The following is a 21,026-nucleotide window of genomic DNA, read 5'->3' on the forward strand; positions in this document are numbered from 1 at the left end:
TTGAGATTCACAGCGCCTTTAACTCCTCCACGATCTCGCCCACCGAAGACTTGGCGTCGCCGAAGAGCATGCTGGTCTTGGCATCGTAGAACAGGTCGTTGTCGATGCCCGCGAAGCCCGAGCTCATCGAGCGCTTGAGGACGATCACCGAGCGGCTGTCGTTGACCTTCAGGATCGGCATGCCGTAGATCGGCGAGCCGGGGTCGGTCTCGGCGGCCGGGTTGATCACGTCGTTCGCGCCGATCACGAGGGCGACGTCGGTCTGGGCGAACTCGGAGTTGATCTCGTCCATCTCCTTGAGCTGCTCGTACGGCACGTCGGCCTCGGCGAGCAGCACGTTCATGTGGCCCGGCATCCGGCCGGCCACCGGGTGGATCGCGTAGGCGACCTCGATTCCCTTGGACTCCAGCAGTTTCGCCATCTCGCGCACGGTGTGCTGCGCCTGCGCCACGGCCATGCCGTAACCCGGCACCACGACCACCTTGCTCGCGTAGGCCATCTGGATCGCGGTGTCCGCCGCGCTGGTCGACCGCACCGGCCGCACCTCGCCCGAACCCGAGCCGGACGCCACGGCCGTGCCGCCGCCGAAGCCGCCGGCCACGATCGCCGGGATCGACCGGTTCATCGCCTTCGCCATCAGGTTGGTCAGGATCGAGCCGGACGCGCCGACGATCATGCCCGCCACGATCAGCGCCGTGTTGGACAGCGCCAGGCCCATCGCGGCCGCGGAAAGCCCGGTGCACGCGTTCAGCAGCGAGATGACCACGGGCATGTCGGCGCCGCCGATGGGCAGCACCGAAGTGACGCCGAGGATCGCCGCGGCCAGGAGCAGCCCGATCACCAGGATCTGCGCGTCGCCGCCGACCAGGATGATCACCGCGCAGGCCAGCGCGATCAGCAGGAGCAGCGCGTTCACCGGCTGCTGGAGCTTCCCGAGCGTGACCGGACGGCCGGTGATCACCTCCTGCAGCTTCCCGAACGCGATGATCGAGCCCCAGAAGGAGATCGAGCCGATCAGCGCGGCGAAGAGCGAGGCGATCGCGACGTACAGCGGCTCGTGGGCGTACGCGTCGGTGCTGCGGAATTCGACCCACGCGATCAGGGCCACCGCGCCGCCGCCGACGCCGTTGAACAGCGCCACCATCTGCGGCATCGCGGTCATCTTGACCTTGCGCGCGGACGGCACGCCGACCAGCGCGCCGATCGCGACGCCGAGGACGATCAGCAGCCAGTTGCCCATGCCGGGCGTGAGCAGCGTCGCGATCACCGCGATGCCCATGCCGACGGCGGCGATCCAGTTGCCGCGCACCGCCGTGCGCGGGCCGGTGAGGCCCATCAGGCCGTAGATGAACAGGGCGAACGCGACGATGTAGAGGACCGCGACGAGCTGGGTCACTTTTCGTCCTCCTCACCGGGTGCGGGCTTCTTCGCCTTGAACATCGCCAGCATCCGGTCGGTGACGAGGAAGCCGCCGACCACGTTGATGGTGCCGAACGCGATGGCGATCACCAGCAGGATCTTGTTGAGCACCCCGTCCACGCCCAGCCCCAGCACGACCAGCCCGCCGAGCAGGACGATGCCGTGGATGGCGTTGGTGCCGGACATCAGCGGGGTGTGCAGGGTGTTCGGCACCTTCGAAATCACCGTGAAGCCCACAAAACCCGCGAGCACGAGCACGGCCAGGTTCTCCACCAGCGTCACGATGCGCTCCCTTCGCGCCCGGCCACATTGGCCCCGGCGACGACCTCGTCGGAGAAGTCGAGTTTCAGCTCGCCTTCGGTGGTGACCAGGAGTTCGAGCAGCTCCGTGACGTTGCGGGCGTACAGCTCGCTCGCGTGGGTCGGCATCCCGGACGGCACGTTGAGCGGGGCGCTGATCGTGACGTCGTGCTCGACGACGTCCTCTCCGGGCCGGCTCAGCTCGCAGTTGCCGCCGCTCTCCCCGGCCAGGTCGAGCACCACCCCGCCGGCGGGCATGCCCTTCACGGCGTCGGCGGTGACCAGGGTCGGCGCCTTCCGCCCGGGCACCAGCGCGGTGGTGATGACCACGTCGAACTTCGTGATGGCCTCGGTGAGCCGCCGTTGCTGCTCGGCGCGCTCCTCGGCGGTGAGCTCCCGCGCGTACCCGCCCTCGCCGACGGCTTCGATGCCGAGGTCGAGGAACTTCGCGCCGATCGAGCGCACCTGCTCCCCCACCTCGGGCCGCACGTCGTACCCGGTGGTCTGCGAGCCGAGCCGCTTGGCCGTGGCGAGCGCCTGCAGGCCCGCGACGCCGGCGCCGAGCACCAGCACCTTCGCCGGCGGCACGGTGCCGGCCGCGGTGGTCAGCATCGGGAAGAACCGGGTGAACTTCTCCGCGGCGAGCAGCACCGCGCGGTAGCCGGAAACACTGCTCTGCGAAGACAGCGCGTCCATCGCCTGCGCCCGTGAGATCCGGGGCACGGCCTCCATCGCGAACGCGCGCACGCCGGCCCGCTCAAGCGCGGCAATGCCTTCGGGGTCGCCGCGTGGATCAAGGAATCCGATCAGGACGGTGCCCGTTTTCAGCTTGCCGACCTCGGTTTCGGACGGCGGGGCGACCTTCAGCACGACGTCGGCCGCCCAGGCGTCGCCGAGTTCGGCGCCGGCCTGCACGTACGCGTCGTCCGCCAGCTGCGCGCCGGCCCCGGCCCCGGGTTCGACCACCACCCGGAGGCCTCGCTGGGCCAGCCGGGCCACCAGCTTCGGCACCATCGCGACCCGGCGCTCCCCGGGCCGGGACTCCGCGACCACCCCGACCGTCAGCCGGTTTCCGCTCTCCGCCACGCGACCTCCTCGACCTTGAGGATCATCGATCTCCGCGATTTCTACCACGTGCGAAGGAGAGTCCCTAGCCGCTTGAGACGCATTTCGCGTCAGCAGACGGGTGAGCGGCCGCCCGTCAGGCGGACGGCTTCCAGCGGGGCACGCCGAGCAGGATCAGCCGCAGCCGCTTCTGGGCGACGTCGATCGTGCGCGCGTCCGCCGCCGCGTCGCCGTCGCGGACTTCCAGCAGTTCGACGACCGTCGCGAGCATCGCCGTGACGATCAGGTCGGCCAGGATGTAGAGGTCCTCGGACGGCCATTCCCGCAGGTGGTCGAACCGGGCGAGGTCGATCGCCAGCTCGCTGGAGAACAGCTTCAGCTCGACGGCGATGGCCCGCGCGACCGGGCCGGTGCCGCTGTAGCGCTCGCGCGTGAGGAACCGGAAGTGGTCCTCCCGGGCGCGGACGTGTTCGTACAGCGTGCGCACCGAGGCCTGGATCATCCGCCGGTAGCTGTTCCGGTCGGTCCGCGCGGAGCGGATCATGCCGCGCAGGGTCCGCGTCGCCTCCTCGACCAGCGCGACGCCCAACTCCTCCATCGACGCGAAATGCCGGTAGAACGCCGTGGGCACGATGCCCGCGCGCTTGGTGACCTCACGCAGCGACAGACTGGCGAACCCGCGGTCGGCCAGCAGCTCCAGCGCGGCGTCGAGCAGCGCCTGGCGGGTCCGCTGCTTGCGCTCCTGCCTGGTCACCGGCTCTTCGACTCCCACCACGTCCGGCAGCGTACTGACGGCTTCGTCATGGCACACGTCACATCACCTCGCTCTCGCGTTGACAGCACACCCGGCCATGCCCCCACACTAGTGAGTGTACAGATGTGCACTCAAACTTCTGGAGGGCGTGATGGCCACCCTGCTCCCCCGCCGGGTACGCAGCCTCGCCTCGCTCGCCGAGGCACTGCTCACCCCGCACGGCATGGACCGCTACCTGGAACTCGTCGACCCGATGCTGGTCCGCAACGAGATCCGCGGGCGGGTCACCGCGGTGCGACGGCAGACGCCGGACACCGTCACGTTCAGCGTCCGGCCCAGCCGCGCTTGGCGCGACTTCGCCGCCGGCCAGTACGTGCGGCTGACCGTGGAGATCGACGGCGTGCGGCGCACCCGCTGCTACTCGCCGTGCGGCCCGCAGGGCGGCCACCTCGAGTTCACCGTGAAGGCCGACCCGCACGGCCTGGTCTCCCGGCACCTGCAGGAAACCACCCGCGTGGGAACGGTTTTCGGACTGTCCCAGCCGGACGGCGAGTTCACCCTGCCGATGCCGAGGCCGGAGAAGATCCTCCTGGTCAGCGGCGGCAGCGGGGTCACGCCGGTGCTCGCGATGGTACGCACGCTCGTCGCCGAGGGACACCAGGGCGAGATCGTGTTCCTGCACTACGCCAACGCCGCGTCCGACGTGCTCTACCGCGAGGAGCTGGACGCGCTCGCGGCTTCGCACCCGGGCCTGCGCGTGGTGCACGCGCACACCCACAGCCGTCACGGCGGGGACCTGCACGGCTTCTTCACGAAGAAGCACCTCGCCGCCGCCGCGCCCTGGTACCGCGACGCCGAGACCTACCTCTGCGGCCCGAAGCCGCTGATGGACTCCGTCCGCGAGCAGTTCGCCGCCGAGGGATTGAGTGAACGGCTGCACACTGAAGAGTTCACGGCGCCGCCGTTGACCTTCGACGCGGCGGCCGCCGAGGGCCGGGTGCGCTTCGCGCGCAGCGGGCGCGAGTGCGACAACTCGGGCAAGCCGCTGCTGGAGCAGGCCGAGGACGCGGGCCTGACGCCGGAGCACGGCTGCCGGATGGGCATCTGCTTCTCCTGCACCCAGGTCAAAACCGCCGGGCGCGTCCGCAACGCGCGCACCGGCGAGATCTCCGGTGAGGAGAACGAGGAGATCCAGCTCTGCATCAGCGTCCCCGTCGGGGACGTCGAGATCCACGCCTAGCCAGACCCAGGAGGAACTCATGACCGGTCTTCAGGACCGCCTGACCCCGGAACAGGTCGAGGAGTTCGGCCGCGAGCTCGACGCGCTCCGCCAGCGGATCGTCGACGACCTCGGCGAGACCGACGTCGAGTACATCCGGAACATCATCAAGACGCAGCGCGCGCTCGAGGTCACCGGCCGCGGGCTGCTGTTCGCCGGTTTCCTGCCGCCCGCGTGGCTGGCCGGCGTCGCCGCGCTTTCGCTGGCCAAGATCCTCGACAACATGGAGATCGGCCACAACGTGATGCACGGCCAGTACGACTGGACGCGCATCCCGGAGCTGAGCTCGCAGCGGTTCGAATGGGACACCGTCGCGCCCGCCGAGAACTGGCGGCACTCCCACAACTACATCCACCACACGTTCACGAACATCATCGACAAGGACCGGGACGTCGGCTACGGCGTGCTGCGGATGGACACCGCGCAGAAGTGGCACCCGTACTACCTGGGCAACCCGGTGTACGCCACGCTGCTCGCGCTGTTCTTCCAGTGGGGCGTGATGCTGCACGACCTCGAGATCGAGCGGGTCGTGAAGGGCGAGCGGAGCTGGGCCGAGAACGTGCCGGTGCTGCGCAAGATCGTGCGCAAGGCGGCCCGCCAGGTCGGCAAGGACTACCTGCTGTTCCCCGCGCTGACCGGCCCGCTCGCGCCGCTGACCCTCCTGGGCAACGCGAGCGCGAACCTGGTCCGCAACCTCTGGGCGTTCTCGATCATCTTCTGCGGCCACTTCCCCGCCGACGTCGAGAGCTTCACCGAAGAGGAGACCGAAGGCGAGTCTCGCGGCCAGTGGTACCTGCGCCAGATCCTCGGCTCGGCGAACATCAGCGGCGGACCGCTGTTCCACCTGCTGTCGGGCAACCTCTCGCACCAGATCGAGCACCACCTGTTCCCGGACATCCCGGCGCGGCGCTACCCGCAGATCGCCGGCGAGGTCCGCGACATCTGCGAGCGCTACGGCCTGCCATACCACACCGGACCGCTGCACCGGCAGCTCTGGTCGGTGGCGAAGAAGATCGTGAAGCTGGCGCTGCCGGACAAGCTCGGGCAGCCGGGCCCGCGTGCGGATAGCCTGGACCACGACAAGCGACTCCGAGCAGCTTAGGGAACTCTCATGGTGGGTCAGTTCGAAAGCGGCAAGGACACGGTCCAGGAGCTCACGGAATCCGCGGCCACCCACATCGGGGCCATCGCGACGATCATCACCGGCGCCGTGCGCGACATCGCGCGCGAGACCGGCGACTGGATGACCGACCTGATCGAGATGCGGGAGGCGGCCGGGAAGGCCCAGGCCGACGAGGAGCGCCTCCAGCGGGCCGAACCGGACTCGTGAGTGTTCACGACGGTTAGAACCGGCGCAGCCACTCACGAGTAGGGAAAACCGGATGGGCGCGCGGGTGGCGAGCGCGGCAGACTCGGCCGGGTGACCGGGAATCCGAGCGCGCTGCGGCGGCTGCTGCAGCCGGTGCCGCCGCGTGACATCGCGCGCGAAACGGCGTGGCTGGTGCTCGCCGGCCCGTTCTCCCTGGTCGCCTTCTTCGGGGTGCTGGCCGGGGTGGTGGCCGGCATCGCGCTTTTCCCGCTGATCGTCGGGCCGGCGGTGCTCGCGGCGGTGCTGGACGGCGCCCGGCTGCTCGGGGCCGGGCACCGGCGGCTGGCGGGCGCGCTGCTCGGCGAGCGGGTGCCCGCCCCGCGCCCGGTGGCGCTCGAGCCGGGGCTGTGGCGCTGGCTGAAGATGCGGATCGGCGACCCGCTCGCCTGGCGGGCCGTGGCGTATCTGCTGGTTCGGCTGCCGTGGACGCTGATCAGCCTGTTCCTGGCCGGCCTGCTGGCGCTCTACGCCGGTGCCTCGATCAGTTACCTCGTGCTGTGGTTTCCCTTCCACGGCGCGGCCCTGCCGGTGTTCGGCATCCAGAGCGACGCCTGGGCGGGCACGCTGGTCTGGGCGGCGTCCGGGATCGCCGTGCTGGCCGCGCTGCCGCGGCTGATCCACGCGCTGACCACGGTCGACCGCGGGTTCGTGGCCGGCCTGCTGGGCCGGCCCCTGCTCAGCGGGCGGGTGCGCGACCTCGAGGAGAGCCGCGCGACCGCCGTCGAGGACGCGGCGCTGCGGCTGCGCCGGATCGAGCGGGACCTCCACGACGGCGCGCAGGCCCAGCTGGTCGCGCTCGCCATGCGGCTCGGGCTGGCGAAGGAGGAGCTGGGCGCCGAGCCGGTGGACCTCGGCCAGGTCCGCGACCTGGTGACCACCGCGCACGCCAACGCCAAGCAGGCGCTCACCGAGCTGCGCGACCTGGCCCGCGGCATCCACCCGGCCGCGCTCGACGCGGGCCTGGACGTGGCACTGTCCACTTTGGTCGCGAGGTCCGGGATCGACGTCCGGGTCGAGGTCGACCTGCCCCGGCGCCCGCCGCCTTCGGTGGAGACGATCGTCTACTTCAGCGCGGCCGAGCTGCTCACGAACGCCGCGAAGCACACCCGTTCCCCGGTCCGGCTGGCGCTCACCGAGGACGGCGGCGTGCTGCGGCTGGTCGTCGCCGACACCGGCGCGGGCGGCGCGGCCGTGGTCCCGGGCGGCGGCCTCGCCGGGCTCGCGGACCGGCTGCGGACGGTCGACGGCGAGCTGTCCGTGGCCAGCCCTCCCGGCGGGCCGACCACGGTCACCGCCGCGGTGCCGTTGCCTCGCTAGAGTCTGGCGGCGGAGAAGGGGGGAACGCGTGCGGATCGTCATCGCGGAGGATTCGACCATCCTGCGCCACGGGCTCGTCGAGCTGCTCACGCTGCGCGGGCACGAGGTCGTCGCGGCCGTGAAGGACGCCGTGGCGTTGCGCGCCGCCGTGCTCGAACACGAGCCCGACGTGTCCATTGTGGACGTACGGATGCCGCCGGCGCACACCGATGAAGGGCTGCGCGCGGCGATCGCGCTGCGCGGCGAGCGGCCGGGGCGGGCGATCCTGCTGTTCTCGCAGTACGTGGAGACGAAGTACGCGGCGCAACTGCTGGCCGACCGCGCCGGCGGCGTCGGCTACCTGCTCAAGGACCGCGTCGCGGAGGTCTCGGACTTCCTCGACGCGCTGCGCCGGGTGGCCGCCGGCGAAACCGTGCTGGACCCGGAAGTGGTGAGCCAGCTCTTCAGCGTCACCCGCCGCTCCGACGCGCTTTCGGAGCTGACCGCGCGCGAACGGGAGGTGCTGGGCCTGATGGCCGAGGGCCGGTCGAACTCCGCGATCGCCGCCGCCCTGTTCCTCTCCGCGGGCTCGGTGGAGAAGTACGTGACGAGCATCTTCGGCAAGCTCGGCCTGCCGCCGTCGGACGGCGACAACCGGCGGGTCCTGGCGGTGCTCCGGTACCTCGGCTCCTGAGCCCGACCTACGCTGGCGGGCATGTACTCCACCGAGATCGAGGTGCACACCGGCAACACCGCCGTGGTGTACAACCTGACCCGCGAGGCCGAGACATTCCTGCGTGACGCCGACTGCACCGACGGCCTGCTGCACGTGTGGGTGCCGCACGCCACCGCCGGGCTCGCGGTGCTGGAGACCGGCGCCGGCAGCGACGACGACCTGCTCGCCGCGCTCGACGAACTGCTCCCCCGCGACGAGCGCTGGCGCCACCGCCACGGCAGCGCGGGCCACGGCCGTGACCACGTGCTGCCCGCGCTGGTGCCGCCGTACGCGACCATCCCGGTGCTGGGCGGGGTGCTGCTGCTGGGCACCTGGCAGTCGATCTGCCTGGTGGACACGAATGTGGACAACCCGGTCCGGCGGGTGCGGTTCAGCCTGCTCGCGGGCTGAATTCGCCGGACCGCCCCGGTAGCCTCGCCAGCGTGACGACGACACGCGCGCACCGGCTGGTGCTCTGGGACATCGACCACACCCTCGTGGACTTGAGCGGCGTCGGCCTCCGCTGGTACACGGAGGCGCTGCTCGCGGCCACCGGCACCGAGCTGAGCGTGCACCCGGACTTCGGCGGCAACACCGAGCGCGCGATCAGCGGCAACCTGCTGACGCTGCACGGGATCGAGCCGGACGAGGAGACGATCCAGCGGCTGTGGGCCGAGCTGATCGCCGTCTCGGAGCGTGAGAGCGCCACGTTGCACGAGTCCGGCCGCGCCCTCGACGGCGCCGCCGCCGCGTTGGCGGCCATGGCGGAGCACGGCGGTGTGGTGCAGACGCTGGTCACCGGCAACCTGCCGGAGATCTCCGTGCACAAGCTGGCGGCGTTCGGCCTCGACGAGCACCTGGACCTGGCGATCGGCGGTTACGGCTCGCTCTCGGCGCACCGTCCGGACCTCGTGCCGCACGCCGTTTCCGCCGCGGCGGCGAAGCACGACGTCACCTTCGCCCCCGATGCCGTGGTGATCATCGGGGACACCCCGGAAGACGTCCGGGCCGCGCTCGACAACGGCGCCGTCGCGGTGGCCGTCGCGACCGGGCGTTACCGCGCGGAGGAACTCCGGGACGCCGGTGCCCACACCGTGCTGGCCGATCTGAGCGACCTGGACTCGGTGCGCAAGGCCGTGCTCGGCTGAAAACGCGCGTCAACCCCTGTTCTCGCGCGGCGGTGCCTTCCGCCGGCCCTGCGGCGCCCATCCGCGCTGGTCACCGGGGCAGCCCTCAGCCCGCATCCCCCCTTAGGTCAGGGTTGCGTCCCTCTGGGGTAGCACTCCCTTAGGGGGAGAAGTCCGCCGGACGAGGGATGTTCGCTTTAGGCCGGCAGGCCAGACTCGGATCATGACAACAGCAGCGCCGGCGGCGGGGACCGCCGACGGTGCCGGCACGGGGGGACGCGGACGGGCGGCAGAGGAGCCGCCGCGCGGCCGGTTCGCTGTGCTGTGGCACCGGCTTCCGTTCACGACCACGGTGGTGCTCGCCATGCTCCTCGTGGCGATCGCCAGTGGGACCCTGTGGCACGCGGCCGAGCACCAGCCGGGCTTCCACTACTACGCCTACGGCCTGCCCTCGATGCAGCACGGGCGCTGGTGGACGCTGGCCACCGGGCCGTTCTTCGCGCTGCGGCCGTTGTTCTACTTGCCGATGGTGGGGACTTTCGCGCTGCTCGCGGGCTTCGCGGAGTGGCAGCTCGGCACGCGGCGCGCGATCGCCGTGACCGTGGGCGGGCAGCTGGTGTCCACGATCGCTGCGATCCAGTTCCTCGAGCTGTGCCGCAATTCCGGCTGGGTCTGGGCGGGACGCATCGCGGGGACCCTCGACGTCGGCTTCTCCGGCGGCACGCTCGCGGCCATCGCCGTGGCCAGCGCCGCGTTGCGCCCGCCGTGGCGGCTCCGGCTTCGCGCCGGGCTGTGCGTGTACGCGTGCGTTGCCATCGTGTACGTCGGATCGCTCGCCGACCTGGTGCACTTCTTCGCGCTCCTGATCGCCCTGCCGCTCGGCCACCGGCTCGTCGGGGCCGCGCGGATCAAGGAGGCCGGCCGGCCGGGCCAGCGCGAACTGCGGCTGATGGTGTGCGCGGGCCTGTTGCTGCTCGCCTGCGCCGAGGTGGTGATGTGGCTGGTTCCCGGCGACGGCCCGTTCGGCCCGTCCGACGCGGTCTCCCTGTCGCCGGTCGAGATCCTGATCCTCTGCGCGATCGTGGTGCCGATGATGAACGGCCTGCGCCGCGGCAGCCGCACGGCCTGGCGCTGGGCGGTGGCGCTGTGCGCGTTCGCGATGTCGCAGGTGCTGATCCTCGGCGGGGTGGTCGCCGTGGCGAGACTGATGCGCTCGGGCTACGACGCCCACGGCCTGTCGCTGTTCTTCGTGGACAATCTCTTGTGGACGGTCGAACTGCTGCTGCTGATCGCCGCGCGCGGCGCGTTCCGCGTGCCGTCCCGGCGCCGCTGCCGCAAGCTCGGCCGCGGCGGCCCGGACCCCGCGTTCGCCCGGATGCTGTTGGGGCGCAACGGCGGCAGCACCATCTCGTGGATGACCACCTGGCCGCAGAACGCCTACTTCGTCGCCTCCGACGGCAGTTCCTACCTCGCCTACCAGCGTCACGCTGGCGTCGCGGTCGCGCTCGGCGACCCGGTCGCGCCGGACGGCTCGGCCGCCCGCGCCGTCACCGAGTTCACCGAGATGTGCGAGAACACCGGCCTCGTGCCGTGTGTCTTCTCCGCGACGGCGACCACCGTGGCCGTCACCCGCGAGCTGGGCTGGCAGCACGTGCAGGTCGCCGAGGACACCCTGGTCGACCTGGAGCACCTGGAGTTCCGCGGCAAGGCGTGGCAGGACGTGCGCTCGGCGCTCAACAAGGCACGCAAGGACGGCATCGAATTCCGGCTGGTGCGCCTGGCCGAGCAGCCGCGCGCGATCCGCGCCCAGGTGCGCGCGCTTTCGGAGGAGTGGATCGGCGACAAGGGCATGCCGGAGATGGGGTTCACGCTCGGCGGGCTGGACCAGGCGATGGACCCGGCCACCCGGGTCGGGCTGGCGATCGGCGCGGACGGCACCGTGCACGGCGTCACCTCGTGGCTGCCGGTGCACACCGGGGCCGGCACCGTCGGCGGCTGGACGCTCGACGTGATGCGCCGCCGCGCCTGCGGTTTCCGCCCGGTGATGGAGTTCCTGATCGCTTCGGCTTGTCTGGCCTTCCGTGAGGAGGGTGCGCGGTTCGTGTCGCTCTCGGGCGCCCCGCTGGCCCGCAGCCGCGACACCGGCCCGGCGCGCGCGGTGGAGCGGGTGCTCGACGCGTTGGGCGAGAAGATGGAGCCGTACTACGGATTCCGCTCGCTGCACGCGTTCAAGGCGAAGTTCCAGCCCCGGCACGAGCCGATGTACCTCGCGTTCCGCGACGAGGCGGACCTGCCGCGGATCGGCATCGCGCTCGGCCGGGCCTACCTGCCGAACGCCGGGCTGAAGGACTTCGCGAAGCTGGCGCTGAAGCGTCAGCGGGCGGCCGGCGTCGAGGTGACCCGGTCGGAAGCGAGCACCCCGCGGTAGCTGCGGAGGATGCGCGTCAGATCGTCACGGGGCACGTCCTGGTCGGCGTACGCCACCAGCACGGCGGACGAGGACGGGCCGGAAATGGCGATCGCGCCCATCACAACGTGCTTCGAGGCGCAGGGGCCGCCGTCCTTCGGCACGACGTCGGCGAAGACCATGCGCGTCGGCCGCGGGGTCCGGCCGATCTGGACTGTGGCGTCTTCTCCCGGTCCCGGCGTCCTCGCGGATTCGGGGCCGTACGCGCTCACGGCCAGGTCGTCCACGGCCTTGCGGACGGCCTGCTCCGCGTCACCGGTCGGCTCCGTCGTCACCCCGGCCCCGCCGCGGCGGCTGTCGCTGACGCCGGGGCAGAAACCCTCGTCCACGAAGGCGCTGGTGCCGAGCGTGATCCCGGGCGCGGTGGTGGTTTTGTCCCAGCCGTGCACCGTGCCGGGCTTCGGCGTCCAGCTCGGCGGCACGTCGTAGGCGTACGAGCCGTCGCGGCCCGCCACCGACTGCCACCCGGCCACCACGGCGGGCACGGTCACCCGCGGCTCGGGGGTATAGCCGACCGGCGGGCGGCTCGGGGTGGAGCGGTGGTCGCCGGTGCTGAAGACGTTCAGCGCCGCCGCGCCCAGCCCGAGCACCACGACCACCGCCCAAGCGACCCGCGAGCCCCGGCGTCTGCGGCCCGGCTTCCCGGGCGGGCGGATCCGCTGGGGCTCGGCCCTGACCCCGGGTTCGCCGGGTACCGCGGCGCTTGGCCAAGGGCCCTGAGCCGGATTCCCACTGCCCGCCGGGCCGACGCCCGGCCCGAAACTCTTGCCGCGCAACGATTCGGCGACGCCCGAGACCGGTGCGCCCGGCCCGAAAGGCTCGGCGATGCCCGAGGCCTGTGCGCTCGGCCGCGTGGTCTCGGGCGGCCGGACCTCGCCGTACCCGGTCGTCGGTGTGTCCGACGGCTCGTAGCCGCCGAAGCCGGTCAGGGCCGCGTTGTCCTGGTAGCCGCCGTCCCGGCGCTTGCGGTTACGGCCGAACACCGGCGGCGTCCCGTCAGGAGCGGACGAGCTTGACCAGGTGGTCGACCACCGAGTCGACCGCGATCTCCTCGCGCTCGCCGGTGCGCCGGTCCTTCACCTCGACCACTCCGCTGGCCAGTCCGCGCCCGACCACGAGGATGGTCGGCACGCCGACCAGCTCGGCGTCGGCGAACTTCACGCCCGGCGAGGACTTGCGGTCGTCGAGCAGCACCTCGATGCCGGCGGCGTCGAGGTCGGCGGCCAGCTTCTCCGCGCCGGCCGCGATGGTCTCGTCCTTGCCCGCGATGACCACGTGCACGTCGAACGGCGACACCTCGCGCGGCCAGACCAGGCCGTCCTGGTCGAAGTTCTGCTCGGCGAGCACCGCGACCAGGCGCGAGACGCCCAGCCCGTACGAGCCCATCGTGATGCGGATCGGCTTGGAGTCCGGGCCGAGCGCGTCGAGGCTGAACGTGTCGGTGTACTTGCGGCCCAGCTGGAAGATGTGGCCGATCTCGATGCCGCGCGCGGCGACCAGGGTGCCGTGGCCGTCGGGCGAGGCGTCGCCCTCGCGGACCTCGGCGGCCTCGATGGTGCCGTCGGCCGTGAAGTCGCGGCCCATGACCAGGTCGAGCACGTGGTGATCGGCCTGGTCGGCGCCGGTCAGCCAGGCCGTGCCCTCGACCACGCGGGGGTCGACGAGGTAGCGGACGCCGTTCTCCTTGAGCGACTTCGGCCCGATGTACCCCTTGGTGAGGAACGGGTTCTTCCTGAAGTCCGCCTCCTCGAGCAGCTCGACCTCGGCGGGCTCCAGCGACGCTTCGAGGCGCTTCATGTCCACCTCGCGGTCGCCCGGCAGGCCGACGCCGAGCAGCTCCCACTCCTTCGCGCCGGGCCGGCGCGTCTTGAGCATGACGTTCTTCAGCGTGTCCGCGGCGGTGAACTCGCGCCCGAGGCCGGCGGCGTTGAAAAACGCCACGAGCGACTCGATGGTCGGCGTGTTCGGCGTGTGATGCACCTGCGCGGCGGGCAGGCCCTCGAGCGGCTTCGCGGGGGGCGCGGGCGTGATGACGGCCTCGACATTCGCCGCGTAACCGGACTCCGTGCTGCGGACGTAGGTGTCCTCACCCGTCTCGGCGACGGCGAGGAACTCCTCCGACGCCGAGCCGCCCATGGCGCCCGAGGTCGCCGCCACGATGACGTACTCGAGGCCGAGGCGGTCGAACAGCCGCGTGTAGACGTCGCGGTGCGCCTGGTACGAGCGCGCCAGACCGTCGTCGTCGAGGTCGAAGGAGTAGGAGTCCTTCATGACGAACTCGCGGCCGCGCAGGATCCCGGCGCGGGGGCGCGCCTCGTCGCGGTACTTGGTCTGGATCTGGTACAGCGTGACGGGATAGTCCTTGTACGAGGTGTACTCGCCCTTCACGGTGAGCGCGAACAGCTCCTCGTGCGTGGGGCCGAGCAGGTAGTCGGCGCCCTTGCGGTCCTTGAGGCGGAACAGGTTGTCGCCGTACTCGGTCCAGCGGCCGGTGGCCTCGTAGGGCTCCTTCGGCAGCAGCGCGGGGAACTGGATCTCCTGCGCGCCCATGCGGTTCATCTCTTCGCGCACCACGTGCTCGATGCGGCGCAGCACGCGCAGCCCCAGCGGCAGCCACGTGTAACCACCCGGGGCGACCCGGCGGACGTAGCCGGCGCGTACCAGCAGCCGGTGGCTGGGTACCTCGGCGTCCGCCGGGTCCTCACGCAGGGTGCGGAGGAACAACGACGACATCCTGGTGATCACTGCGAACTCCCTGCGCTGGGCGGGTCTGGAGGTTTGGCCCAGCGTAGTCAACCGCCACGGTCTCCCTCCAACGGGTTATCCGCGGCCCCCGGTTTTTGTCGGTGGTGGGCGCTAGCTTCGCGGGATGGCACTTGAACTGGGCATGATCACGATCGACTGCACGAGCCCCCAGGACCTGGCCGGCTTCTGGACGGCCGCCCTGGGCGTCACCGTCGAGGGCGATTACGGGCCGTTCGTCATCCTCGCGCGCCCGGAGACCGGCGGGCCCGCGCTGGCCTTCCAACAGGTCCCGGAACCCCGAACGGGCAAGAACCGCGTACACGTGGACTTCAGCTCCCCCGACCCCGAGACCGAGGTGCGACGCCTGGTCTCCCTCGGCGCGACTGAACAGTCCCGGCACCGCCAGCCCGGGGTGGCGTGGACGGTGCTGACGGACCCGGAAGGCAACGAGTTCTGCGTGGCAGAGGCCGGGGGTCATTGATCTTGAGCCGTTGATTCCGGGCCGTTGGTGATCTTGGGCTTGGTGGCCCTGGGCCGTTGGTCCCGGACCTGGTGATCGTGGGCCTGGCGACCGTCGGCCTGGCGACCGTGGGCTCGGTGATCGTGGGCCGTTGATCCCCATCGGTATCGAGGTGGGGCGAGCCAGGTTGCGGCGACCCGCGGCAGCGGCGGACCGGGCCGCCGCGGTGGTAGCACGGTGGTGGTGGAGGCGAGGCACAGTCGCATGGCGCGATGGCGGTGGCGCGGTCACGGTCGTGAGGCGCCACTGCGGGTTCGCCGCGTCCGCCATAGCGAGGTGCGGCACTGACTGCCCTGGGCGCGGCAACGTGGCCAGGCCACCGCCGGCCGAGGCCATCGCCCATAGCGAAGCCGTCGCGGATTAGCGTGGGGGTGTGACTGCGCGCGTGTTGCTGCCCTGGACCGACATCGAGCTGCCCGAGGGGCTCGCGGCCGCCTGGTACGGGGGTGGGGCGCTGCCCGCCGATGACCTGAGCGGGGTCGAGTTCTACGTGCTTCCCTACGACAGCGGTACGGAGCCGGCGAAGCTGATCGGGCGGTTGCCGTCGTTGCGGGTGGTGCAGTCGTTGTCCGCGGGGGTCGAGACGTTGCTGCCGTTGGTGCCCGAGGGCGTCCGGCTGGCGAACGGGCGCGGGCTGCACGACCTCAGCGTCGCCGAGCACACGCTGGCGCTGATCCACGCGTCGCAGCGGGATCTTCCCCGGTGGATCGCGCAGCAGGCGACGGGCACTTGGGAGCGTGAGCACACCCGTTCCCTCGCCGACAGCCGCGTGCTGCTGATCGGGTACGGCTCGATCGGCCACGCCATCGAGCGGCAGCTGGTCGCGGCCGAGGCCGTGGTCACGCGCGTCGCGAGCCGGGCCCGGGCCGACGAGGACGTGCGCGGCATCAGCGAGCTGCCCGCGCTGCTGCCCTCGGCCGACATCGTGGTGCTGGTCCTGCCCGACACCCCGGCCACGCGCGGCCTGATCGGCGCGCCGGAGCTCGCCGCGCTGCCGGACGGCGCGCTGGTGGTCAACGTCGGCCGCGGCACCGCGATCGACACCGGCGCCCTGCTCGCCGAGACCTCCGCCGGCCGCCTGCGCGCGGCCCTCGACGTGGTCGACCCCGAGCCGCTCCCCGCCGACCATCCACTGTGGAAGGTCCCCGGCGTGATCCTGACCCCGCACATCGCGGGCGGCTCGGCCTCGTTCTACCCCCGCGCCAAGCAACTCGTGACCGATCAGCTCCACCGCTTCGCCACCGGCGCGCCACTGCTCAATCTGGTCAACTGACCGGCAGCACGTACCCGTAGCGAGTGTCGGCGACCCGGTAGCCGCACCGTTCGTAGACGCCGAGCGCGGAGTTGCTCGTGTCCACCGAAAGAGCCGACCTCTCGAAACCCTTCGCGCGCGCCTGAACCAGCGTGTGGCCCAGCAACGCCGACGCGATGCCCAGCCCCCGCAGCTCGGCGCGCGTACCGACGTACTCCACGTACAGCTCGCGCACACCCGTGGCTGCGGCCTCGGAAGCGATGAAGGAGCTCAGGACGAACGCCAGCACCCGATCGCGAGACGGAGTGAGGACCAAGTACGACAGGTCGGCCCGGAAGTCTTTCGAACCCGTCACGCGGTGTCGCCAGGCTTCGGGCGACAGGAGCGCGCTGCCCCAATGCTCGGCGAAGGTCACGTTGCGCGCTTCGAGGGTGAGGGCGTCGTAACGGTCCTCGAAACCCGCCACCTCGTAGCCCTCCGGAAGCGGCTTCATCGACGGCAGCTCGGCGAGATCGGCGCGCATCTCGACGAAGGTGCGAGCGCGCCGGTAGCCCGCGCGGGTGAGCGCCCCGGCGTACCAGTGCTCGTTCTCGTGCACGGTCGCGTGCAGTTCCAGCGGCGCCTGCGGGAAGAACTGCTCGTGCACCCGCTTGCCCGCGTCGAGCAACCAGGTCATGAGGTGGTCCGCGATCTCGCGAGTGCGGAAGTCCGGGTGCGTCAGCGTCTCGACGCGCGGCATGTCCACCGGGTCGGCGAGGTCGCGGCGGCCGACCGCGGCGTAGCCCACCAGCCGGTCCCCCGCCCACGCGCCGATGGAGCCGGACGGCAGGTCGATGTTCGGCGCGTCGAGTTCCTCGCGCAGGTCTTCGGCGCTGTAGTGCTCGCCGGTGCGGTCGACGTCCTGGGCCGCGGCGAACAGTCCCGCGAGCTGCTCGGAGTCGTCAAGCGTCAGCGGGCGCCAGGTGAGGTCCATGCCGGGCAGCGTAAGCCGGGGGAAGCGGCCGCCGCACCCGGATTGCGCCGCGGTTACGCTGCCTTTCGTGCTGGTGCTGCTTCCCCCTTCCGAGACCAAGGCCGACGGCGGTGACGGGCCGCCGCTCGATCACGGCGCGCTGTCCTTCCCCGAGCTGAACCCCGTGCGGGCCAAGCTCGCCGACGCGCTCGTCGAGCTGGCCCGGGACGTTCCGGCGAGCCTCGCCACCCTCGGCATCTCCGAACGCCAGCGCGACGAGGTCACGCGCAACGCACAGCTGTGGACTTCCCCGACGCTGCCCGCGCTGCGCCGCTACACCGGCGTGCTCTACGACGCGCTCGACATGAAGAGCTTCACCCGCGCGGGCCTGGAAAAGGCGCACCGCCGCCTGGCCGTGACGTCGGCGCTGTTCGGCGTGGTCTCCGCGACCGACCCGATTCCCGCGTACCGGCTTTCGGGCGGCAACTCCGTGCCTGCGCTGGGCACCGTGCGCGGGCTGTGGAAACCCGTGCTGGAGCCGGTGCTGCAGGGCATCGACGGCCTGGTGGTGGACCTGCGCTCTGGCACGTACGCGGCGTTCGCGCGGCTGCGCCCGGACGCGGTGACCGTCCGCGTCGTGACCGAGGACGCCGACGGCAACCGCACCACGGTCAGCCACTTCAACAAGGCCTATAAGGGCCGGCTGGCCGCGGTGCTGGCCACCACCCGCGCCGAACCGTCCACTGTGGACCAGCTGGTGAAGGTGATCGCCAAGGCGGGCCTGACCGTCGAGCGCACCGGCGACCACAGCCTGGAACTGCTCACCGGCTGACGGCCGGGCTCAGCCGAAGCGGGCGGGCGAGCACGGTGCGAGCAGGTCCGCCGGGACGTCGCCGCCGAGCACCAGGTCCGCCATCAGCTTCCCGGCGTACGGCGCGAGGGTGAGCCCCGCCGGGCCGAAGCCGGTCGCGAGCCACAGGCCGGGGTTCCCGTCGACGGCGCCGAGCAGGGGCAGCGTGTCGGGTGTCGCGGGGCGGAAGCCGATGCGGGTCTCCGCGAGGGTGCTGTCGGCGAGGCCCGGCGCGACGGCGAGGGCGTGGTCGAGCACTTCACGCTGCCCGGCCGCCGTCACCCGGTGGTCGAAGCCGGAGCCGGTTTCGCGGGTGGCCCCGGCGACGACGTGGCCGCCCGGGAACGCCAGCAGGTAGTGGCTCGACCGCGGCAGCACGACCGGCCACGCGGCCGTGTCGGTGCCCGGCAGCTCGAAGTGGGTGATCTGCCCCCGCTGCGGCGCCACCGGGACGACCAGCCCCAGCCGCTCGGCCACCGCGGCCGACCAGGCGCCCGCCGAGAGCACCACGGCGTCGGCGGCCAGTTCCTCGCCGCCGGCGGTGACGCGCCATCGGCCGTTGGCGGTGGTGAGCGGAGCACCCGAGCCCGGGCCGCCGATCGGTCCGGCCGCGCTCGTTCCCTTGGTGGCGGGCACGTTCGGCCGCACCGACGCCGTCGCCCGCGCGAACCGGGCGCCGCGCTGTTTCGCGGCGGCGATCAGGGCCCGGCGGATCCGGCGGCCGTCCACGCGGCCCGCGCCGGAGAGGTGGACGGCGCCGAGGCCCGGGGCGAGCGGCGGGAACAGCGAGCGCGCCTGGGCCGGGTCGAGGCGGCTGGCCGCACCCGCGCCGGGGGCGTCCGCGACGCGCGTGCGCACCAGCGCCTCCGCCTCGTCCAGCTCGTTCGCCGACTCCGACACCACCATGCCGCCGACGACCTCGTACGACGTGTGCTGCCCCTGCTCCGCCAATGCCGCGGCCAGCTCCGGGTAGTACGCCCCCGCGGCGGCCGCCAGCGGATAGATCCGATTGTCCCAGCGGGAGGTCCACGGGCTGACGATCCCGGCGCCCGCCTCGGTGGCGACGCCCGGCCGGGGCGCGTCCACCGACACGACTTCCGCTCCCCGCTCCGCAAGGTGGTACGCCGTCGCCGCTCCGCCGATCCCACTGCCGATCACGATCACGCGCATGTCTCCACATTGCCCGCTCCGCACCGCGCCGTCGACCTCTGCCCGATCCGGCCCGGCACCACCGGCCCGCGTTCAGCCGGCCAGCACCGCCATCGCCGCGTTGTGGCCGGGGATTCCGCTCACCCCGCCGCCCCGGACGGCGCCCGCGCCGCACAGCAGCACCCGCGGGTGCGCCGTCTCGACACCCCAGGTCCCGGCCGCCGAGTCGGAGAACGGCCACGACAGGTCCCGGTGGAAGATGTGCCCGCGCGGCAGCCCCAGTTCCGCCTCCAGGTCCAGCGGCGTCTTCGCCTCGACGCACGGGCGCCCGGCCGGGTCCCGCAGCAGGCAGCCCTCGATCGGCTCGGCCAGCACGCTGTTCAGCGACGCCAGCGTCGCGCGCAGTGCTTCGGCCCGCGCCGCGTCGTTGTCCGTCTCGAACAGCCGCGCCGGCATGTGCAGCCCGAAGAGCGTCAGCGTCTGGACGCCCGCCGCACGCTCCGCCGGGCCGAGGATCGACGGGTCCGTGAGCGAGTGGCAGTAGATCTCGCACGGCGGCAGCGCTGGGATCCGCCCCGCGGCCGCCTCGGCGTACGCGGTCTCCAGCTGCGAGAACGTCTCGTTGACGTGGAAGGTGCCGCCGAACGCGTCGCGCGGGTCGACACTCGCGTCACGCAGCCGGGGCAGCCGCGAAAGCACCATGTTGACCTTCAGCTGCGCGCCCTCCGGCGCCTCGCCCGGCTCCTCACCGAGCAGCCGCGCGAGGGTGCGCGGCGCGACGTTCGCTAGCACGTGCCCGGCGGAGACGACCCGTGAAGCGCCCTCCAGCGTGTAGCGCACCTCGCCGTCCGGCGTCACCGACTGCACCTCGGCGCCGGTGACGAGCGTGGCGCCGGCCCGTCGCGCCGCGTCCGCCAGCGCGCCGGTGACCGCGCCCATCCCGCCGACCGGCACGTCCCAGTCGCCCGTGCCGTTGCCGATCAGGTGGTACAGCAGGCAGCGGTTCTGCCGCAGGTCTCGGTCGGACGCCGGGGCGAAAGTCCCGATCAGCGCGTCGGTGAGCACGACGCCGCGCACGGTGTCGTCGCCGAAGAGCCCGGTGAGCGTCTCCCCGATCGGCCGCTCGAAGAACATCGACCACGCCTCGTCGTCGCCGATCCGCTCCCTCAACTCGTCTCGGCTGGGCAGCGGTGAGGTGAGCGTGTCGAACGTCCGCGCCGCGACCTTCCCCGCCAGCGCGTAGAAGCGGCGCCAGGCGTCATAGTCCTTTGTGGACCACGTGACGGCGCGGAAGGCCGCCGCCGTCCGCGCCTCGTCACCCGTGTCGACAAGGAGACCCGTGTCGCCGGCCGGTGTGTAGGACGACATCCGGCGCCGCCGCAGCTCGACGTCGAGCCCCAGGTCCTCGACGATCTTCCGCGGCAGCAGGCTGACCAGGTACGAATACCGGGACAGCCGCACGTCCACCCCTTCGAAGGCCCGGAACGACACCGCCGCGCCGCCCGTCTCGTCCCGCCGCTCCAGCACGAGGACCGAGCGGCCCGCCCGTGCCAGGTAAGCGGCCGCCACCAGGCCGTTGTGCCCACCGCCCACGATCACCGCGTCGTAATCCATGGCCCGAAGGCTAGGGCGGGGTAATTCGGTTGCGCGAGTCCCCCGCGGCCCGGCAGGCTGTTCGGGACCGGCCAGGGAGCCGGCGGAGCCGAAGGCGAGGAGGTGCGTCGTGGAGAACGTCCGGGCGCTGTCCTGCCCACTTCCGCCCGCCCCT

Annotated in this window: 20 protein-coding genes; 11 read left to right on the plus strand and 9 right to left on the minus strand. The window is 72.0% G+C overall.

Translation table 11 applies throughout. From position 1 onward, the window contains the following. Positions 1-7 precede the first annotated feature (7 nt). The 4 genes from BMY97_RS40010 to BMY97_RS40025 all read right to left on the minus strand — a co-directional run bounded on the left by BMY97_RS40010 (position 8) and on the right by BMY97_RS40025 (position 3,558). Positions 8-1,396 (minus strand): NAD(P)(+) transhydrogenase (Re/Si-specific) subunit beta, encoded by a 1,389-nt coding sequence (locus BMY97_RS40010; protein ID WP_091628124.1) that lies wholly within the window; start codon positions 1,394-1,396, stop codon positions 8-10. Next, the gene (locus BMY97_RS40015; RefSeq protein WP_091628238.1) at positions 1,393-1,695 is read right to left on the minus strand and encodes an NAD(P) transhydrogenase subunit alpha part 2; all 303 of its coding nucleotides are present in this window, start codon (positions 1,693-1,695) and stop codon (positions 1,393-1,395) included. The genes BMY97_RS40010 and BMY97_RS40015 overlap by 4 nt, the downstream gene beginning before the upstream one ends. Positions 1,696-1,697: 2 nt before the next feature. Continuing rightward, positions 1,698-2,804: a Re/Si-specific NAD(P)(+) transhydrogenase subunit alpha gene (locus tag BMY97_RS40020; protein ID WP_091628126.1), complete on the minus strand. Its 1,107-nt coding sequence runs from the start codon at positions 2,802-2,804 to the stop codon at positions 1,698-1,700. A 115-nt stretch (positions 2,805-2,919) separates the two neighbouring features. Further along, on the minus strand, positions 2,920-3,558 hold the full coding sequence (locus BMY97_RS40025) for a TetR family transcriptional regulator (protein ID WP_245787749.1): 639 nt from the start codon (positions 3,556-3,558) through the stop codon (positions 2,920-2,922). A 130-nt stretch (positions 3,559-3,688) separates the two neighbouring features. Here BMY97_RS40025 and BMY97_RS40030 point away from each other — a divergent pair, with 130 nt between their 5' ends. The 8 genes from BMY97_RS40030 (at position 3,689) to BMY97_RS40065 (ending at position 11,751) form a co-directional block, all read left to right on the plus strand. Continuing rightward, entirely contained in the window at positions 3,689-4,777 is a 1,089-nt protein-coding gene (locus tag BMY97_RS40030; RefSeq protein ID WP_091628130.1) for a ferredoxin reductase, read from the plus strand. A gap of 19 nt (positions 4,778-4,796) precedes the next feature. Then, positions 4,797-5,918, plus strand: a complete 1,122-nt coding sequence (locus BMY97_RS40035; RefSeq protein ID WP_091628132.1) for a fatty acid desaturase family protein — start codon at positions 4,797-4,799, stop codon at positions 5,916-5,918. A gap of 9 nt (positions 5,919-5,927) precedes the next feature. Continuing rightward, on the plus strand, positions 5,928-6,146 hold the full coding sequence (locus BMY97_RS40040) for a hypothetical protein (RefSeq protein WP_091628133.1): 219 nt from the start codon (positions 5,928-5,930) through the stop codon (positions 6,144-6,146). Positions 6,147-6,236: 90 nt separating this feature from the next. After that, positions 6,237-7,502 (plus strand): sensor histidine kinase, encoded by a 1,266-nt coding sequence (locus tag BMY97_RS40045; protein ID WP_091628135.1) that lies wholly within the window; start codon positions 6,237-6,239, stop codon positions 7,500-7,502. A gap of 28 nt (positions 7,503-7,530) precedes the next feature. Then, positions 7,531-8,175, plus strand: a complete 645-nt coding sequence (locus BMY97_RS40050) for a LuxR C-terminal-related transcriptional regulator (protein WP_091628137.1) — start codon at positions 7,531-7,533, stop codon at positions 8,173-8,175. A gap of 21 nt (positions 8,176-8,196) precedes the next feature. Beyond that, complete coding sequence (locus BMY97_RS40055) at positions 8,197-8,607, plus strand: YjbQ family protein (RefSeq protein ID WP_091628139.1); 411 nt, start codon at positions 8,197-8,199, stop codon at positions 8,605-8,607. 32 nt (positions 8,608-8,639) lie between these two features. Then, positions 8,640-9,344 carry an HAD family hydrolase gene (locus BMY97_RS40060; RefSeq protein WP_245787750.1) on the plus strand — a complete coding sequence of 235 codons (705 nt, stop codon included), beginning with the start codon at positions 8,640-8,642 and terminating at the stop codon, positions 9,342-9,344. A 202-nt stretch (positions 9,345-9,546) separates the two neighbouring features. Then, positions 9,547-11,751 (plus strand): bifunctional lysylphosphatidylglycerol flippase/synthetase MprF, encoded by a 2,205-nt coding sequence (locus BMY97_RS40065; protein WP_091628140.1) that lies wholly within the window; start codon positions 9,547-9,549, stop codon positions 11,749-11,751. Here the strand turns inward: BMY97_RS40065 and BMY97_RS40070 are convergent. Next, on the minus strand, positions 11,697-12,773 hold the full coding sequence (locus tag BMY97_RS40070) for a DUF8017 domain-containing protein (RefSeq protein ID WP_091628142.1): 1,077 nt from the start codon (positions 12,771-12,773) through the stop codon (positions 11,697-11,699). The two genes, BMY97_RS40065 and BMY97_RS40070, sit on opposite strands and share 55 nt — an antisense overlap. Before the next feature lie 13 nt (positions 12,774-12,786). Beyond that, positions 12,787-14,535 carry a proline--tRNA ligase gene (locus BMY97_RS40075; protein WP_091628143.1) on the minus strand — a complete coding sequence of 583 codons (1,749 nt, stop codon included), beginning with the start codon at positions 14,533-14,535 and terminating at the stop codon, positions 12,787-12,789. 124 nt (positions 14,536-14,659) lie between these two features. On the opposite strand from BMY97_RS40075, the gene BMY97_RS40080 reads away from it, so the two are divergent. Both BMY97_RS40080 and BMY97_RS40085 read left to right on the plus strand, forming a co-directional pair. Next, a complete protein-coding gene (locus tag BMY97_RS40080; protein ID WP_091628145.1) occupies positions 14,660-15,016 on the plus strand; it encodes a VOC family protein in 357 nt (118 codons plus the stop codon). 412 nt (positions 15,017-15,428) lie between these two features. Beyond that, positions 15,429-16,328, plus strand: a complete 900-nt coding sequence (locus BMY97_RS40085; RefSeq protein ID WP_091628147.1) for a 2-hydroxyacid dehydrogenase — start codon at positions 15,429-15,431, stop codon at positions 16,326-16,328. Here the strand turns inward: BMY97_RS40085 and BMY97_RS40090 are convergent. Further along, a complete protein-coding gene (locus tag BMY97_RS40090) occupies positions 16,321-17,280 on the minus strand; it encodes a GNAT family N-acetyltransferase (protein ID WP_091628148.1) in 960 nt (319 codons plus the stop codon). The two genes, BMY97_RS40085 and BMY97_RS40090, sit on opposite strands and share 8 nt — an antisense overlap. Before the next feature lie 67 nt (positions 17,281-17,347). Between BMY97_RS40090 and yaaA the strand changes: the two genes are divergently transcribed. Beyond that, entirely contained in the window at positions 17,348-18,091 is a 744-nt protein-coding gene (yaaA, locus tag BMY97_RS40095) for a peroxide stress protein YaaA (protein ID WP_091628150.1), read from the plus strand. A 9-nt stretch (positions 18,092-18,100) separates the two neighbouring features. On the opposite strand, the gene BMY97_RS40100 is transcribed toward yaaA, so the two are convergent. Beyond that, positions 18,101-19,279, minus strand: a complete 1,179-nt coding sequence (locus BMY97_RS40100) for an NAD(P)/FAD-dependent oxidoreductase (protein WP_091628152.1) — start codon at positions 19,277-19,279, stop codon at positions 18,101-18,103. 72 nt (positions 19,280-19,351) lie between these two features. After that, entirely contained in the window at positions 19,352-20,872 is a 1,521-nt protein-coding gene (locus BMY97_RS40105) for a phytoene desaturase family protein (RefSeq protein ID WP_091628154.1), read from the minus strand. Between the last annotated feature and the right edge of the window lie 154 nt (positions 20,873-21,026).

It is taken from the genome of Amycolatopsis saalfeldensis (assembly GCF_900110575.1).
In the GTDB taxonomy this organism is placed as follows: domain Bacteria; phylum Actinomycetota; class Actinomycetes; order Mycobacteriales; family Pseudonocardiaceae; genus Amycolatopsis; species Amycolatopsis saalfeldensis.

Coding starts and splice junctions, on each gene's coding strand:
- BMY97_RS40030 (WP_091628130.1), top strand. CDS start 3,689: ATGGCCACCCTGCTCCCCCGCCGGGTACGCAGCCTCGCCTCGCTCGCC.
- BMY97_RS40035 (WP_091628132.1), top strand. CDS start 4,797: ATGACCGGTCTTCAGGACCGCCTGACCCCGGAACAGGTCGAGGAGTTC.
- BMY97_RS40040 (WP_091628133.1), top strand. CDS start 5,928: ATGGTGGGTCAGTTCGAAAGCGGCAAGGACACGGTCCAGGAGCTCACG.
- BMY97_RS40055 (WP_091628139.1), top strand. CDS start 8,197: ATGTACTCCACCGAGATCGAGGTGCACACCGGCAACACCGCCGTGGTG.
- BMY97_RS40065 (WP_091628140.1), top strand. CDS start 9,547: ATGACAACAGCAGCGCCGGCGGCGGGGACCGCCGACGGTGCCGGCACG.
- BMY97_RS40080 (WP_091628145.1), top strand. CDS start 14,660: ATGGCACTTGAACTGGGCATGATCACGATCGACTGCACGAGCCCCCAG.
- BMY97_RS40090 (WP_091628148.1), bottom strand. CDS start 17,280: ATGGACCTCACCTGGCGCCCGCTGACGCTTGACGACTCCGAGCAGCTC.
- BMY97_RS40100 (WP_091628152.1), bottom strand. CDS start 19,279: ATGCGCGTGATCGTGATCGGCAGTGGGATCGGCGGAGCGGCGACGGCG.
- BMY97_RS40105 (WP_091628154.1), bottom strand. CDS start 20,872: ATGGATTACGACGCGGTGATCGTGGGCGGTGGGCACAACGGCCTGGTG.